The following is a 17,877-nucleotide window of genomic DNA, read 5'->3' as shown; positions in this document are numbered from 1 at the left end:
TTTGTTATGCAATGGCTTCCCAGCTGCCCAGGCCTTCGCGCACCAGTTCCGGTTCCCCGCTGGTGCAGTCTATCACGGTGGAAAACTCCATACCGCCGGTACCCCCATTCACCACGATGTCTACCAGGTGGCCAAATTTTTCATGGATGATCTCCGGATCCGTGTACTCTTCAATGTATTTATCCACCGGCAAGCTGGTGCTCATCAGCGGGTTGCCCAGTTCCCCTACAATGCTTTGGCAGATCACATTGTCCGGCACACGGATACCCACGGTGTCTTTTTTTGTTTTAATGATCTTGGGCACCTGGCGGCTGGCCGGCAGGATAAACGTGTAAGGCCCTGGCAGCGCACGCTTGAGGATGCGGAAGATGGGCGTATCCACACTTTTCGTATAGTCGGAGAGATGGCTGAGATCGTGGCAGATGAAGGAAAAATGCGCCTTGCGGGGATCAATGTTCTTGATGCGGCAAATGCGCTCCACGGCCTTGTGCTGGAAGATATCGCAGCCCATGCCGTACACCGTGTCCGTAGGATAGATGATCACCCCGCCATCGCGGAGGCATTCAATTACCTGCTTCAGGTTACGGGGATTGGGATTTTGTGGATGCAGTTCTAAAAGCATAGTCAAATTTACGCTATTTCCGTGCCATGGCTTTGTTAATAAATACGGAAATAATACTATATATTTAGTGGGTCCCGATATTCTTGTTATCTTTCCGCACTTTTTTGAAAACCTACTGCATGAACTTAAAAGGCATTGTGCCAAGAACCTGGCGAAAACTGAGGATTGTACTGCTGGTGTTGTTTGTGGGTCAGTTTCTGTACATCTTTTTACTGAAGTGGATACATCCGCCTTTCACGCTCACCATGCTGGATAACCGCCTGCATCTGCCAAAGGATAAGGAATTCCACTACCAGTGGGTGGACTATGATCATATTTCCGAATACGCCAAACTGGCCGTGATCGCCAAGGAAGACCAGCTCTTCCCGGACCACAACGGGTTCGACTTCAAGTCGATCGAAAAGGCCATGAAACATAACCAGAAAAGTACCAAGATCCATGGTGCCAGCACCATCAGCCAGCAGGTGGCCAAGAACGTGTTCCTCTGGCAGCACGGGGGCTGGTTCCGCAAGGGACTGGAAGTGTACTTCACCTTTATGATAGAAAAGGTCTGGGGCAAGCAGCGCATCCTGGAAATGTACCTGAACGTGGCACAAACCGGCGATGGCATTTATGGCATGGAGGCGGCGGCACAGCAGTACTACCATATCCCGGCAGCTTCGCTTTCGCGGGAGCAGGCGGCGATGATCGCGGGGTGTTTATCAAACCCGGTGAAGTTTACGGTGGTGCCCCCGGCAAAGATCACCATCTGGTACCAGCGGCATACGCTCACGCAGATGCGGTACATTGCGTCGGACCCGGATATTGCAGCGCTGGTGGAAAGCAGGAAGAAATAATTTTTTATATACCGGCAGCGTCCCCGCTGCCTTTTTTATGCGCCCTTCAAAAGCCTATCCACCGCGGCAATGCCGCGCTTCAGCCGCTCATCGAAACCGCCGCGGATATCGGCCCAGGGCAGTCCTGCGTTCACCACCACATCGCGGTAGTTGTTGTAAAAATACTGGCGCATCTGCGGATCACTGTGCTCACGCAGGGGATCTTCTTCCCAGGGAATGTCAATGTAGGTGAGCAGGTACAGGTCGTAGCGGCGGGAGGCAATGGTTTCCAGGATGCGGGGATCACAGCGGAGGAAGCTGTGCTCACTCCACACCCGAATCACGTGCAGGTCTGTATCACAAAAAATGAACGGACGGGGAGCACTGGCCGCCGCGGCGTCTTCCGCTGCCAGCTGGCCTTTGGCAATTTCATACAGGTCTGCCTCTTCATAGGGCCGGCCCAGCTGGTGAAGGTAGGCGCGGGCGTGCTCCGGCACCCACAACGTGTTGTAGTGGGCGGCCAGTTGTTCACTGAGCGTACTTTTGCCCGTGCTCTCAGGGCCGATGATCACAATTTTCTGCATGGGTATTTATGACGGCAATGCCGCTTCGCGGGCCGCGATCCGTTTCCAGTTTACATAGCCAAAACAGGCCACCACAAAGAGGAACACGGTAAGGGCTGCCGTAAGATAATAATGTTTATAGATCAGCAGGGGCACTGCCGCCAGGTTGGAAATATTCAGCAGCAGCCAGTTTTCCACTTTGCGCCGGGCCAGCAGCCACATGCCGCTGCAGGCCGTGGCCGATACAAAAGCATCAAACACCGGCACCGTGGAATCGGTAGCAAAGCGCAGCAGCAAATAGATGACGCCCCACCCGATGGCCGCTATCAGGATGGCGGTAACCAGCTCCGGGCGCGTGGTGTGGCTCACCGGCGTATGGTGCCGGGCCGCATCTTTCCGGCTCCAGTGGTACCAGCCGTATACGCTCATTACAAAGTAATAACCATTCAGACCCGCATCGGCATACAGGCCGCCGGCAATGAAGAGATAAATGTAAATGCCCGTGCTGACTAACCCGGTCGGGTATACGTAGATCTTGTTCCAGTTGGAATACAATACACTCAGCACGCCAAAGACCACCCCTACCACCTCCAAAGGCTTCATGTGGGCGCCTTCTGCCAGCATGCCCTGTACAAAGGACTGAAAATTCATGCGGTAAAGGTAGCGTAAGCGCACAAAAAAGCACAACCCGCGCTGCGCAGGTTGTGCTTCCTTATTATTATTTTTTCAACAGTGTGCGACGTAAATTATTCCGCTTCGGCCACTACTTCGGTCACCTCGGGGATCATACGCTTCATCATGCCTTCAATGCCGGCCTTCAGCGTGATCATGGAAGAGGGGCAACCGGAGCAGGAACCCTGCAGCATTACGGTCACCACACCATTGTCGTAGTTTTTGAACTGGATTGCGCCACCATCCATTTCCACGGCCGGTTTCACGTGATCTTCCAGCAGGGCCTTGATGCGCTGTACCACGTCGGTATCGTCTGCGCTGATGACGTTGCCACCGGCTGCTTTTACCGGCACTTCGTCTTCATTGATCACCGGGCGGTTTTCCTCCAGGTAATCTTTGAGGAAAGTGCGGATGGTAGGAATAATGTCATTCCAATCCGTATCCGGCGTTTTGGTCAGGGTAACAAAGTTAGCCATGATAAATACGCCTTTTATGAAGGGAAAGCTGAAAAGCTCTGTAGCCAGCGGGGAGGGTTTGGCAGCAGCTTCGTCCTGAAAATCAATGCTTTTGCCAGGGTACAATAATTTATTCGCCACAAACTTCAACGTTTCAGGGTTGGGCGTCATCTCCGTATAAATGCTGATGATCGGATTTCCTGTTTTAATCATGATAACACACAGTTTTGCCTTCCAAAGGTAGCAAACTTTCACGGGCTTGTGCGCCCGTGCCCGGCGAAAATTACAATTTTATTATAAGCACGGTCTATCCCATTTTTTACAAGATAGATTCTGGCAATACTATTCCCTTGCAGGCCGGCGTCCCTCTTTCCCCTGCGCCGTCCTAAACCAGGCGGTGACAGGGATTTACACAAACACATTATGATATATTATTATTTCTTAACGCGGATTTACCTCCTTATTTTGCAGCACAAACACACTAGCGAATGTCCAATACCAAACATTTACAGCCCCGCAAGCGGGTAGCCCTCATAGCGCATGACCACAAGAAAGCAGAACTGCTGGAGTGGGCCGTGTACAACAAAACGGTGCTGGTACGCCACGAGCTGTACGCCACCGGCACTACCGGCAAACTCATCGAAGAAACATTGGACGTACCCGTACGAAAGCTGCTCAGCGGCCCGCTTGGGGGCGACCAGCAAATAGGCGCCATGGTGGCCGAAGGCGCCATCGACGTGGTGATCTTTTTCTGGGACCCCATGGAATCACTGCCCCACGACCCGGATATCAAAGCCCTGCTGCGCCTCGGCGCCGTATGGAACATTCCCGTGGCGTGTAACCGTGCCACCGCTGATTTCCTGCTCACTTCCCCGCTCATGCATGAGCCTTATGAAGTACAGCTGCCGGACTACTCGCAGTATATTTCCAGGAAGGTGAAATAGACAATATAAGGTACAATGACTGGTTTTCGGCATTGATCCCCCGTGGCGTGAGCGGGTCTATGAAAGGCCGGAAGTGATCCTTCCGGCCTTTGATTTGCAGGCACCTCCGCGGTATATTGTATCTTGTACACTGTACATTGTACCGCCTACTTTACTATTTTCGCAGTTTTACAGGTTTCTTTACGGTTAAAGTATCGTTGAATGGTGAAGCATTTTCTGGCTATTGTTATTTTCCTATGGATCAGTGTGGGTGCGGCTTGGGGGCAGGTATCGCCCAAACGGGAACTGCGGGCTGTGTGGATAGCCACCGTAGCCAATATTGATTGGCCTTCTTCCAAATATCTCTCCAGCTACCAGCAACAACAGGAGTTTATCAACCTGCTGGACCAGTTTAAGAATAATGGTTTCAATGCCGTGGTGGTGCAGATCCGCCCCGCTGCGGATGCGTTTTACCTGTCGCAACTGGAGCCATGGTCTGAGTACCTTACCGGCTACCAGGGCCAGGCACCCAATCCATATTACGACCCGCTGGCCTTCATGATAGAAGAAGCCCACAAGCGGGGCATGGAATTTCACGCGTGGTTCAATCCCTACCGCGCCGCCATGAATGCCAATGGCAACGTGTCCCCCGGCCACATCACCCGCCTGCGCCCCACCTGGTTTGTCACCTACGACGGGCGCAAGTACTTTGACCCCGGGCTGCCGGAAGTACAGCAGTACGTGGCTTCCGTGATCAATGACGTGGTGAAGCGGTATGATATAGATGCCGTGCATTTTGACGACTACTTTTATCCATACCCCGTGCCAGGCCGCGGTTTTAATGACGATGCCAGCTACCGCCAGTACAATCATGGCCTGGCCCGCGACGACTGGCGCCGCGCCAATATTGACTCCCTCATTCAGCGCGTGAGCGCCAACATCAAGGCCATCAAGCCTTTCGTGAAATTCGGCATCAGTCCCTTTGGTGTGTGGCGCAACCACGACCGCGACTTTGAAGGCTCTTACACCCATGGCGGGCAGACCAACTATGATGACCTGTACGCGGATGTGCTGCTCTGGTTAAAAAAAGGATGGATAGATTATGTGGCCCCACAACTGTATTGGGAGTTCAACCACCGCCTGGTGGCCTTTGATGTGCTGCTGCCCTGGTGGGCCCAGCATGGCTACGGGCGCCACGTGTACATAGGACATGGTGTGTACAAACTGGGCACCACCGCGCCCTGGAAAAACCCGAACGAACTGCCCCAGCAGATCGAGGCCACCCGCACCATGGGCACCGTGCAGGGTAGCATCTTCTACAGCGCCAAATCCTTTGCCGGCAATCCTTACGGCATACAGGATTCCCTGCGCACGCATTTGTATAAATACCCCGCCCTGCGCCCGGAAATGCCCTGGATAAAATATCCTGTGCCACAGGCACCTTACTTCAGTGACGCGTTTGAGAAACCAAACGGCCTGGAGATCCACTGGGAAGACAATGATACATCCCATCTTACCCAGCAGTACGTGCTGTACCGCTTTGCAGACAAAGAGCCGGCAAACTTCAACGACGCTTCCAAGATCCTGGCCATCGTGCCACAGGCGCCGGACCCGGTGTACCTGGACGCCACCTACGAAAGAGGAAAGAACTATACTTATTATGTAACGGCGCTGAACCGCCTGCAGAATGAAAGTGCGCATGACCTGCCCCTGCAGGTGGTAGTGGAGGCAAACGGGCGGCGCAGGTTCGTATTTGAATAGGAGTGAGCCTTCGGCCAATAACTCCCTGTATTTTCATATAACCCATCATATTTACAACGGTGTCGCAGGTACGCGGCGCCGTTTTTTTATGATCTTCCCCCCGGGAGGTAGCCGCGGAAACCTTTATGAGCCTGTTTTATGACAAAATATCCCTGCAACTGGTTGAAATTGTTTGGTCTAGCAACGGTTTCGTTGACATTTCTTACGGGGCCAAATGGCTACCCAATACACTCCTGATTTTGGTATTATTCAAAGAATGGGCCGTCCAATTTTGATTTTTTCTAAACTTTTGCCTTATAACCTCGTTTCGTAAAAAAAATACCACCTTTTATTAGTATCTTTAAACCGTTCCCAGAACAACGATGGTAATTCCACCCGCGCGGCGCCAGCTGCCGGGAGTAGTGTAGGGTTAAAATCTAAACGAATGCAGGAAGTGAGTCAAGGGCTTTACCGCCCAGAGTTTGAACATGACGCTTGTGGTACCGGTTTTACAGCCCATATCAAGGGCCGTAAATCGCACCAGATCGTACGCGATGCACTGACCATGTTGGAAAACATGGAGCACCGCGGCGCTTGCGGATGCGAACTTACCACCGGCGACGGCGCCGGTATCCTTATCCAGATGCCGCATGAATTTCTTTACGACGAATGTCTGAAGATCGGCATCCGCCTGCCGGAATTTGGCAAATACGGCGTAGGCATGGTATTTTTCCCGAAAGAGCCCCGCTGGCGCGAAGAGTGCCGCGAGATCCTCGCACGGGCGGCGGAAAAACTCGGACTCGAAATTTTAGGCTACCGCAAAGTACCGGTACGCCCTGATGGTATCGGTGAATCTGCCCTGGCCGTGGAGCCCGAGATCGAACAGGTATTTATTGCCTCCCCCTACCACATCAGCAGTCCTGAAGCGTTTGAACGCAAACTCTTCGTACTGCGCAACTATGTATCTAAAACAGTACGCAACGCCATCCCCGGCGATAAGGCATCTTTTTATATTGCCTCCCTGTCTTATAAAACTATTGTGTACAAAGGCCAGCTCACCACTTACCAGGTGCGCCATTACTACCCTGATCTCAGCGATGAGAAACTGGTATCTGCCTTTGCACTGATCCACAGCCGCTTTGCTACCAATACCTTCCCCAGCTGGAAGCTGGCCCACCCTTACCGCTACATTGCGCACAATGGTGAGATCAATACGCTGAAAGGTAACCTGAACTGGCTGCGCTCCGGCGAACGTGATTTCGTGACCCAGTACTTCACCCCTGAAGAACTGGAAATGGTGCTCCCCATCGTGGCGGAAGGCCAGTCTGACTCCGCATCGCTCGATAACGTGATTGAGCTGCTTACCCTCTGCGGCCGCTCCCTGCCCCATGTAATGATGATGCTTATCCCCGAGGCCTGGGATGGCAACGAAAGTATGGACCCACAGAAGAAAGCATTTTACGAATACCACGCTTCCCTGATGGAACCCTGGGACGGTCCCGCTTCCATTTCCTTCACGGATGGCAAGATCATTGGCGCCACGCTGGACCGCAACGGTCTGCGTCCCAGCCGCTTTGTAGTGACCAAGGATGATCGCGTGATCATGGCTTCTGAAGCCGGCGTACTGCCCATTGATCCCAAGAACGTAAAGGAAAAAGGCCGCCTGCAGCCAGGCAAAATGTTCATCGTGGACATGAACGAAGGCCGCATCATTGGCGACGAAGAGCTGAAAAACCAGATCACTTCCCAGAAGCCTTATGGCGAGTGGATCAATAAATACCAGATCCGCCTGGAAGAGCTGCCTGAGCCCCGCGTTACTTTTTCCCATCTCTCGCACGAACAGATCTTTAAATACCAGCGCGCTTTCGGTTATTCCACCGAAGACCTGGATACCATCATTGCCCCCATGTCACTGGACGGCAAGGAGCCGGTAGGTTCCATGGGTACGGACACCCCGCTGGCCGTGCTGAGTGATCAGCCCCAGCACCTGAGCAGCTACTTCAAGCAGCTGTTTGCCCAGGTGACCAACCCGCCCATTGATCCCATCCGTGAACGCCTGGTCATGTCACTGGCCACCTTCGTGGGCAACAACGGCAACCTGCTGGATGAAGATCCGCTGCACTGCCACAGCGTGGCGCTGCGCCATCCCATCCTCACCAACCATGAGCTGGAAAAGATCCGCAGCATTGACACGGGTATCTTCCAGGCAAAAACGCTGCATACTTACTTTAAAGCCGATGGCAAACCGGGCTCCCTGGAAAAAGGCCTGGCGCGCCTCTGCCGCTACGCGATAGACGCCGTAGAAGATGGCTTTGAAGTGATCATCCTGTCTGACCGTGCCATCGATTCCGAGCATGCCGCTATTCCTTCCCTGCTGGCTGCATCTGCGGTGCACCACCACCTGATCCGCAAGGGTTACCGCGGCCAGGTAGGCCTCATCGTGGAAGCCGGCGACGTATGGGAAGTGCATCACTTTGCCTGCCTGCTGGGTTTTGGTGTTACCGCCATCAACCCTTACCTGGCCATCAGCACCATCCGCGACATGAAGCTGTCTGGCAAGCTGGCCACGGACCTGGACGTAGACACCCTGAAGAAAAACTACATCAAAGCCGTATGCGACGGCCTGCTGAAAGTGTTCTCCAAAATGGGTATCTCCACCCTCCAGTCTTACCAGGGCGCCCAGATCTTCGAGATCCTCGGTATCAATCAATCTGTAGTAGATAAATACTTCAATGGCGCCGTATCCCGCATCCAGGGCATTGGCCTCGATGAAATTGCGCGCGAAACCCTCGCAAAACACTGGGTGGGTTATGGCCGCAAAGAGTCTCCTGTACAGCGTTTGCAGGTAGGCGGGGTATACCAGTGGAAGCGCAAGGGCGAGTTCCACCTGTTCAATCCTACCACTATTCACCTGCTGCAATACGCTACCAGCCAGGGCGACTACGCTACTTTCAAGAAATTCTCCCGCAGTGTGAACGACCAGGACGAACGTGCCTGCACCCTCCGTAGCCTGCTGGCGTTTAAACGTACCCGCCCTTCTGTTTCCATTGACGAAGTAGAACCGGCATCCGCTATCTTGAAACGCTTTGCTTCCGGCGCGATGAGCTTTGGCTCCATCTCCCACGAGGCACACTCCACGCTGGCTGTTGCGATGAACCGCATTGGCGCCAAGAGCAATACCGGTGAGGGTGGAGAAGACGAGATCCGCTACCAGGAACTGGAAAACGGGGACTCCATGCGCTCCGCTATCAAACAGGTGGCTTCTGCCCGCTTTGGTGTGACCAGCTACTACCTGACAAATGCGGACGAATTGCAGATCAAGATGGCGCAGGGCGCCAAGCCCGGTGAAGGGGGCCAGCTGCCCGGCCATAAGGTGGACGACTGGATTGCAAAAGTGAGACACTCCACCCCCGGTGTAGGCCTCATTTCACCGCCGCCCCACCACGATATTTACTCTATCGAAGACCTTGCACAGCTTATATACGACCTGAAGAATGCCAACCGTGCCGCCCGCATCAGCGTGAAGCTGGTGAGCAAGGCCGGCGTAGGCACCATTGCTGCCGGTGTGGCAAAAGCCCATGCTGATGTGATCCTGGTGTCTGGCTTTGATGGTGGTACCGGTGCATCTCCCATCAGCTCTATCAAGCATGCAGGCCTGCCCTGGGAACTGGGCCTGGCCGAAACCCACCAGACCCTGGTGCGCAACAAGCTCCGTGGCCGCGTGATCGTGCAGAGCGATGGCCAGCTGCGTACCGGCCGTGATATTGCCATTGCCACCCTGCTGGGTGCAGAGGAATGGGGTATTGCTACCGCCGCCCTGGTGGTGGAAGGCTGCATCATGATGCGTAAATGCCATGTGAATACCTGCCCTGTGGGCATTGCTACACAGGATCCTGAACTGCGCCGCCGCTTCAAGGGCGACCCCGACCACGTGGTGAACTACTTCAAGTTCATCGTGGAAGAGTTCCGCGAGATCATGGCAGAACTGGGCTTCCGTACCGTAAATGAAATGGTGGGCCAGGTAGAAAGCCTGCAGATGCGGGAAGGCATCAGCCACTGGAAGTTCAAACACCTGGACCTGTCGCCCGTACTGTACCGCGAGCCCTCCGCACCCGGCGTGGCGCTGTACAAACAGGAAGAGCAGGACCACGGCATCTCCGAAGTGCTGGACTGGCAGCTGCTGAAGCTGGCCAAGCCCGCCATTGAGAAAGGCACCCGTGTGTTCCAGAGCTTCCCCGTGCGCAACACAGACCGCACCATTGGTACCATTCTTTCTAACGAGATCTCTAAAAAATACAAGAGTGAAGGCCTGCCGGAAGACACCCTGCACTTCCGCTTCACAGGCTCCGCCGGTCAAAGCTTTGGGGCATTCAATACCAGGGGTGTGACCCTGGAACTGGAAGGCGAAGCCAATGACTATTTTGGTAAAGGCCTCTCCGGTGCTAAGCTGATCCTTTATCCGCCTGCGGAAGCAGCTTACAAAGCAGAAGAGAACATTATTGCCGGCAACGTAGCCCTGTATGGCGCCACCTCCGGTGAAGCTTACATCCGCGGTAAAGCCGGTGAACGTTTCTGCGTGCGCAACTCCGGTGCTACCGTAGTAGTGGAAGGTGTTGGCGACCACGGTTGTGAATACATGACCGGCGGCCGCACGGTGATCCTCGGTGAAACCGGCCGCAACTTCGGCGCCGGTATGAGCGGCGGTATTGCTTACGTATACGACCTGAAACAAACCTTTGCCGCCCGCTGCAATAAGGATATGATTGACCTGGACCCGCTGGATGAGCAGGACGTAACTGCCCTCCACGACCTGATCACTAAACACCACGCCTATACGAACAGTGCGGTGGCCAGGTTCATCCTGAAAGATTGGGATAACCAACTGCGCCACTTCGTGAAAGTATTCCCGAAAGAATACAAGGCCGTACTGAAAGCAGGCGAGAAAAAGTTAACGGTTAAAGGTTAAGGATGCATCGCCGGGTTGTTTTAATAACTCCGGTCATCCACAACGATTAACAGGTAACGATTAACAATTTTACAATCCAACGTTTAACAATAGATCATGGGTAAACCAACTGGATTCCTGGAGTTTACAAGAGAGCTGCCAGGTAAGACAAGCCCGGAGGAGCGCATCAAAAATTATAACGAGTTCCAGAAGCGCTACGACGCGCCGGCCCTGAATCACCAGGCGGCCCGTTGTATGAACTGCGGCGTTCCTTTCTGCCACAGCGGATGCCCGCTCGGTAACGTGATCCCGGAGTTCAATGACGCCGTGTACCGCAATGACTGGCAGGAAGCATATGATATCCTGACCTCTACCAATAATTTCCCGGAATTTACCGGCCGCATTTGCCCGGCCCCCTGCGAGAGTGCGTGCGTGCTGGGTATTAACCAGCCGCCGGTGACCATCGAGGAAATTGAAAAGCACATCATCGAGATCGCTTTTGATAAAGGCCTGGTGCACGCCAAAACACCGCGGGTGCGCACCGGTAAAAAAATTGCAGTGGTAGGTTCCGGCCCCGCGGGCCTGGCCGCCGCCGCACAGCTCAACTATGCCGGCCATAACGTTACCGTGTTTGAGCGCGACGACGCGCCTGGTGGCCTGCTGCGCTACGGCATCCCCGACTTCAAGCTGGAGAAATGGGTGATAGACCGCCGTGTAACCCTCCTGGAAGAAGAGGGCGTGGTGTTCCAGTGCAATACCAACATTGGCGTGGACCTGTCGGTGAATGACCTGCTGCGTGAGTACCATGCAATTGTGCTTGCAGGCGGTTCCACCATTCCCCGCGACCTGAATATTCCCGGCCGTGAGCTGAAGGGGGTGCATTTTGCCATGGACTTCCTGAAGCAGCAGAACAAACGTGTGGCCGACCGCCCCGTGCAGGGGGAGGACATCCTCACCACCGGCAAGAACGTAGTAGTGATAGGCGGTGGCGATACCGGCTCCGACTGTGTAGGCACCTCCAACCGCCAGGGCGCCATCAGCGTTACCCAGCTGGAACTGCTGCCCAAACCGCCGGAAAGCCGTACCCAGTACATGCCCTGGCCCACATACCCGATGATCCTGAAAACGTCGTCCTCCCACGAGGAAGGCGCTAACCGTCACTGGGCTATTGCCACCAAAGCCTTCCTGGGCGATGGAAAAGGCAACCTGAAAGCCCTGCAGCTGGTAGACCTGGAGTGGAAACACACGGGCGATGGCCGCCCGGCCAGCTTCGTGGAAGTAGCCGGCTCTGAGCGCGAGATCCCCTGTGAACGGGCATTCCTGGCTATGGGCTTCCTGCATCCGCAGCACCAGGGTATGATAGACGACCTGGGTGTGGAACGCGATGACCGCGGCAACGTAAAAGCCACGGAAAAAGCCTACCAGACCTCTATTCCCAAGGTATTTGCCGCCGGCGATATGCGCCGTGGTCAAAGCCTGGTGGTATGGGCTATCAGCGAAGGCCGCGAATGCGCCCGCAAGGTAGATGAGTTCCTCATGGGCAACTCCCAGCTGGAAAGCAAGGATGCTTCCCTGCAGGCCATGGCCATCTAAAAAGTAAAACGCGTGCAGTACGCTGCACTTTGTATAAAAAACTAAGCTTTCTCATAAGCAGGTTTAGATTTTGTTGTAACCTTCAGCCGGGCCGGGTCTTTACCCGGCCTTTTATTATGCGCAACCCTCCCTCCCCGGCGGCGGGCAGGGAAGAAAAAAGTCGCAGCAGGTGCCTCCTCTTTTTGAAACCGCGCCGGCGAAAAATGAAACCTTGGGCGTATCTTCACAAAGCATTGCCGTGGAATACCTTTCCCACTTCCCATTAACCAACCAACAACCCTTACGCTGAACACTGCCTCCATACTGCATTCCCATAAATTACACCCTTTTGCAGGTATGAATTTTGTTGTGCCAGCTTGGGAGGTTTCCCTTTCGTAACACCCTTATTGACACGGAATAATCCATCGTTTTCAATCACGCTTCGTTAAGTCTTCGGTCTAGTGGCAGAAACAACTTTACAGGAACCAAAACGCCGCCACCGCTGGTGGAGATGGGTTTTGTGGATCTTCGCCTTTATTCTCATCCTGCCGGTCATAGCGGTACTGGTGCTGCAGCTGGATAGCGTGCAGGATTTCCTGCGCCGGAAAGGACAGGACTACCTGCAGCACAAGCTGCAAACCAAGGTCACCATCGGTTATGTGCATGCCCGCGGCTGGGACTACCTGGAGCTGCGCAATGTATACGTGGGCGACCGGGCCAACCAGCCCCTGTTTTACACCGCCTCCCTCAAAGTGCATTACAACCTGCTTTCCCTGCTCAACAAAGAGTTGCGCATCAATAAAGTGGAGTGGGACAGCCTCCGCATCAATGTGTACCGCCACGCCCGGGATACCGCCTTCAACTACCAGTTTGCCGTAGACGCATTCTCCAGCCCCAGTCCTACCGTGGACACCACGACCGGCGGCACGTCCATCACCTTTCACGTGCGCGATGTAAATCTTACCCATGCCACGCTGAACATGATGGACGAAGCAGGCGGGCTGAATGCGCAGGCCCAGTGGGACACGCTTTACATCAACCCGGATGACCTGCTGCTCAACGATGGCCTCTACACCTTCCGTGATATTACCGTGGCCGGCCTGGGCGGCCAGTTTAAACAGGCTTACCTGCCCAAAACCATTACCAGTGCCGCTCCGCCACCATCACCGCGGGATAGTGCCACCGAAAGAACTACACCCTTCCACCTGATCGTAAAGAACTTTAAGGTGCGCAACAGCGCCTTTGCCTACGGTGATGAAGGCAGCGGCGTGGGGGCGGACTTTGCCCTGCGCAGCTTCCGCGCGGCCGATGTCAACTTTGATAAAGACGCCGCTAAAATCCTCCTGGGCACTATCACGCTGGACAGTGCCAAGGGCAACGTAGTGCTGGACATCCCGAAAGATACGGTGGTGGCCAAAACACCCGCCGCCGCTGCACCTACGGTGAACTGGCATGTTACCGTGTCTGAAGCCGGCATTACCCGTACCGCCCTCAAATATGATAACGGACATCCCATTGAAGTGAAGACAGGCGGAGACCCTAATTACAATCACCTGGACCTGTCTGGATTCAACACCAGGGTTACCGATATTCATTACAGCGCAGACACCATTGCAGCGGTGCTACACCAGCTTTCCGTGCAGGACAAGACCGGCTTCACTATCCGCAAAGCCACCATGGATATGCTTTTCACGCCTACACAACTGCGCCTGCGGGATCTCTGGCTGCAAACCAATCAATCCCTGCTGCGCAAGTATATTGCCGTAACCGTGCCTTCGTGGTCTACCATCAGCCAGCAAATGAACCGGCTGCAACTGGAAGCCCTCCTGGATTCCAGCCACATAGCGCTGGGAGAGTGGCTGCCCTTTGTACCGGATGCCCGTAAGAACAAATACATGCAGCCCCTCTTCCGCAAGCAGCTGGACCTGCACGCGGTGCTGAAGGGCAATATGGAGCACCTGGTGATCGATAATTTATATGCTGCGGATAACGATGGCAATGTGATCAAAACTGCCGGCAGCGCAGACCATGTTACGGATGCGAAAAATATTGCCGCTGCCCTGCCCATGCTGTATGTGCAGACCGGCAATAAGGCCATCCGCAGCTGGTTGCCACCCCACACAATGCCAGACTCCATCCGCCTGCCGGAGAACATGATCATCACCGGTAATTTCTTTGGCGGCCTGGAAGACCTGAAGACTAAACTGGATGTGCGGAGCGATATCGCAAACGCATCCATCCATGCACACCTAGTGCACATCATGGATTCCATCCGCGCGGTGTACGATGTACAAATACCGCACTTCCATGTAAACCCGGGAGTGATGATCTACAGCCCGGAAATAGGCTGGATAGACGGGAACCTTTTTGCTTCCGGCCAGGGCTACGTGATGAGCCGCATGCAGGCAAAAGCGGGCCTCCATGTCATTGACGCCACTTATAATAAATACACTTACCACGACGTGTCATTGACTGGAGATGTGGATAACGGTGCGTTCAATATGCAGGGCCAGAGCAATGACACGGCCATGCTGCTGGACTTTACCGGCTCCGGCCAGCTTTCAGACTCCGCGCTCGATGCATTGAAAGCCTCCATGCACCTCCTGCATGCAGACTTTTATACCACCCATCTTTACCACGATACCCTGCTGCTCAAAGGCAACCTGGACGCGGATTTCAGCAGCCTGCACCCAGACCGCATCATTGGCAATGCTTACCTCACCGGCTGGCAGCTGGGCCTCCACAACGTGATCTATCCCATAGACACCGTGTTGCTCACCGCCGGTTATACAGACATGCAGCACGTAAACCTGGATGGGCCTTTCGGATATTTCCATACCTGGGGGCATGCAGACTACCGCGAATTTGGAAAACTGGGCATCATGGTACAGCGGCCCGTTATGCCTGCAGATACCGCCAGCAAATTTGTGGCACCCACTGGCCAGTTGATAGGCTGGGACGCTGCCCTGAGCATTCCCCGGAGCTTGCAGCCGCTGGTTCCCGGCATCAACATCCCCACACCGGTGCAGTTCTCCGGCCATCTCAATTCAGACAGCTCCCTGCTGGATGCCCGCCTGTACGTGCCCACCATCCGTTATGACTCACTGGTGGCAGACAGCCTGCAACTTACCGCGCACGAAGTGGATAGTACCCTGGATGCAAAAGTGACCCTGGCCAGCCTGCAAAGCAAATTCACCCCTCTTTATCATACGGAAATAGATGCCCATGCAAATGGTGGTATCATAGACTGGCGGCTGCTCCTGGACGATATGGCCCAAAAGCCCCGCTACGATGTGGCCGGCCAGGTGCGCCTGCTACCGGACAGTGTAACCGAGATCTCCCTGAAGCCCAATATGCTGCTGAACCGACTGCGCTGGCAGGTGGATGAAAATAACATGGTGCGCCTGAAAAACAGCCAGCCGGATAGCATCAACCTGAAACTGAACCAGGGCGCGCAATCCATTGCCGTGGTAACCCAGCACGAAGCCGATGCCAACGTACCCGCGCTGGACGCCACTATCAAGGATTTCCAGCTGGCCACCCTTACCGGTATGGCTTCTAAGGACACGCTGCTGGCCGCCGGCACCCTCAATGCGGCTGCCCACATCAGCCAATGGGACCTTTCGCCCAAAGTGCATGCAAAACTGAAAGTAGACAGCCTGGCTGTGCTCAATACGGCCGTGGGCACCCTCAATGCCACCGTGGAAACAGAACAGGCCAACCAATATAAACTGGACGCCACCATCCAGGGCAACGAAAATGATGTGAAACTGGCCGGAACTTACGACAGTACGATCAATGCCACCCTGGACATCAACAACCTGTCCATGAAGAGCATACAGCCCTTTACCATGGGCAACGTAAGCAACATGAAAGGCAGCGCCCGCGGGCACTTCGACATTACCGGCACCGCCGCGGCGCCGAAGATCCTGGGCCAGGTCCATTTTGACAATGCAGGCGGCACCATCGTATACACCGGCACCCCGCTTACCCTTCCGGATGAAGACATTGTGATCGACGAAAACGGCATTCTCTTTAACAAGCTGGTGGTGCAGGATAGTACCCAAAATGAACTGGTGGTGGATGGGCGCATCAACACTAAAAACTTCCAGCAATACCGTTTTAACCTCACGGTGGATGCGAGTGACTTCATGATCCTGGGCAAGCAGCAAAACCCCGACCAGCCTTACTATGGCCCTGCTTATATAGATACCCACGTACGCCTGCGCGGGGACATGAACCTGCCCAGGGTAGACATGAGCATGAAGCTGCTGGATAAATCGCAGGTGAATATTACCCTGCCGGCCAGTGAGGTTTCTGCCAGCAACCGGGAAGGCGTGATCGTGTTTGTGGATAAAGACAACCCCATTGACTCTTCCCTCGCCCGCGGCAAGGACACCACAGCACGCGCCGGCTTCAAAGGCGTGGCTTTTAACGGTACCATTGAAATAGATCCCAAGGCTGCCATCAAGATCGTGATAGACCCGCAGAATGGTGACTATGTTACTGCTAAAGGCACTGCCTCGCTCAATACCAGCATGGATCCCAGCAACGCGCTCGGTGTTACCGGCCGTTATGAGATCTCGGAGGGCAAATATGAAATGTCACTCAACCAGCTGATCAAACGCTCTTTTGATATCCAGAAAGGCAGCTACATCAACTTCAATGGTGACCCGATGAATGCAGACCTGGACATCACGGCAAAATACACGGTGAATACGTCTGCCATCAATATCCTGGAAGACCAGATAGGCGGAGCCACCGGCGCGGCGCGCAACCAGTACCTGCAAAAGCTGCCCATTGAAGTGTACATGGAGATCAAGGGCAACCTGAAACAGCCGGAGATCACCTTCCGCCTGGACATGCCGGCTAAAGACCAGGGCGCGTTCAACGGTATGGTGTACGCCCGTTTAAAACAGATCAACACCGTGGAATCTGACCTGAACAAACAGGTGATGGCACTGTTGGTGTTGAACACCTTCCTGGCAGATGACCCGCTTTCCTCCCTGGACAACGGCGGCGGCGGAGTAGATCAGATGGCCCGCCAGAGCGCCAGCAAGCTCATTTCCCAGCAGCTCAACAACTTTGCAGGCAATCTTATTAAAGGCATAGATCTCAACTTTGATCTCCAAAGCTCACAGGACTACACCACCGGTCAGGCCCAGGACAATACCATGCTGAACGTAAGCGCTTCCAAACAGCTCTTCAATGACCGCCTGAAAGTAACGGCCGGCTCTAACGTAATGCTGGAAGGCAGTAACCAGGCCGCAAGCTCCCTCATTGGAGATATTTCCGTAGAATACCAGATCACCAAGGATGGCCGCTACCGCATCCGCGTGTACCAGACCAACCTGAATGATGTGACCATCCAGGGCCAGGTGATTGAAACAGGTGTAGCATTTGTACTGGTGGTGGATTATGATCACTTCCGGGAAATATTCCAGCGTGCAGCCAAGGAAAAAGAAGCCAAACGCCTGCGCCAGCAACAGCAAGCAGATAAAAAACTGATAGACAAACAGGCGCAGCAACCGCCGCCACCACCGCCGGCCAAGCAATAGCTGCGGTTATTA

At 54.4% G+C, this 17,877-nt stretch carries 10 protein-coding genes; 6 read left to right on the top strand and 4 right to left on the bottom strand.

Annotated features, from left to right (window positions below):
• Positions 1 to 4: 4 nt before the first annotated feature.
• On the bottom strand, positions 5 to 622 hold the full coding sequence (locus tag DCC81_RS02785; RefSeq protein ID WP_108685068.1) for an L-threonylcarbamoyladenylate synthase: 618 nt from the start codon (positions 620 to 622) through the stop codon (positions 5 to 7).
• Positions 623 to 741: 119 nt separating this feature from the next.
• On the opposite strand from DCC81_RS02785, the gene mtgA reads away from it, so the two are divergent.
• Entirely contained in the window at positions 742 to 1,458 is a 717-nt protein-coding gene (gene mtgA / locus DCC81_RS02780; RefSeq protein ID WP_108685067.1) for a monofunctional biosynthetic peptidoglycan transglycosylase, read from the top strand.
• 35 nt (positions 1,459 to 1,493) lie between these two features.
• On the opposite strand, the gene DCC81_RS02775 is transcribed toward mtgA, so the two are convergent.
• The 3 genes from DCC81_RS02775 to DCC81_RS02765 all read right to left on the bottom strand — a co-directional run bounded on the left by DCC81_RS02775 (position 1,494) and on the right by DCC81_RS02765 (position 3,340).
• Positions 1,494 to 2,021: an AAA family ATPase gene (locus DCC81_RS02775; protein WP_108685066.1), complete on the bottom strand. Its 528-nt coding sequence runs from the start codon at positions 2,019 to 2,021 to the stop codon at positions 1,494 to 1,496.
• 6 nt (positions 2,022 to 2,027) lie between these two features.
• On the bottom strand, positions 2,028 to 2,651 hold the full coding sequence (gene pnuC / locus DCC81_RS02770; RefSeq protein WP_108685065.1) for a nicotinamide riboside transporter PnuC: 624 nt from the start codon (positions 2,649 to 2,651) through the stop codon (positions 2,028 to 2,030).
• Positions 2,652 to 2,746: 95 nt separating this feature from the next.
• Positions 2,747 to 3,340 (bottom strand): NifU family protein, encoded by a 594-nt coding sequence (locus DCC81_RS02765; RefSeq protein WP_108685064.1) that lies wholly within the window; start codon positions 3,338 to 3,340, stop codon positions 2,747 to 2,749.
• A gap of 275 nt (positions 3,341 to 3,615) precedes the next feature.
• On the opposite strand from DCC81_RS02765, the gene DCC81_RS02760 reads away from it, so the two are divergent.
• From DCC81_RS02760 to DCC81_RS02735, 5 genes are all read left to right on the top strand, one after another.
• Positions 3,616 to 4,071 (top strand): methylglyoxal synthase, encoded by a 456-nt coding sequence (locus DCC81_RS02760; RefSeq protein ID WP_108685063.1) that lies wholly within the window; start codon positions 3,616 to 3,618, stop codon positions 4,069 to 4,071.
• A gap of 201 nt (positions 4,072 to 4,272) precedes the next feature.
• Positions 4,273 to 5,811, top strand: a complete 1,539-nt coding sequence (locus DCC81_RS02755; protein WP_108685062.1) for a glycoside hydrolase family 10 protein — start codon at positions 4,273 to 4,275, stop codon at positions 5,809 to 5,811.
• Between the two features lie 424 nt (positions 5,812 to 6,235).
• Positions 6,236 to 10,756: a glutamate synthase large subunit gene (gene gltB, locus DCC81_RS02750; RefSeq protein WP_108685061.1), complete on the top strand. Its 4,521-nt coding sequence runs from the start codon at positions 6,236 to 6,238 to the stop codon at positions 10,754 to 10,756.
• Positions 10,757 to 10,852: 96 nt separating this feature from the next.
• Entirely contained in the window at positions 10,853 to 12,328 is a 1,476-nt protein-coding gene (locus DCC81_RS02745) for a glutamate synthase subunit beta (RefSeq protein WP_108685060.1), read from the top strand.
• Positions 12,329 to 12,768: 440 nt separating this feature from the next.
• Positions 12,769 to 17,865, top strand: a complete 5,097-nt coding sequence (locus tag DCC81_RS02735; protein WP_108685058.1) for a translocation/assembly module TamB domain-containing protein — start codon at positions 12,769 to 12,771, stop codon at positions 17,863 to 17,865.
• Positions 17,866 to 17,877 lie beyond the last annotated feature (12 nt).

Source organism: Chitinophaga parva (assembly GCF_003071345.1).
Lineage (GTDB): Bacteria > Bacteroidota > Bacteroidia > Chitinophagales > Chitinophagaceae > Chitinophaga > Chitinophaga parva.
This window is presented reverse-complemented; position numbering and strand designations above follow the sequence as displayed.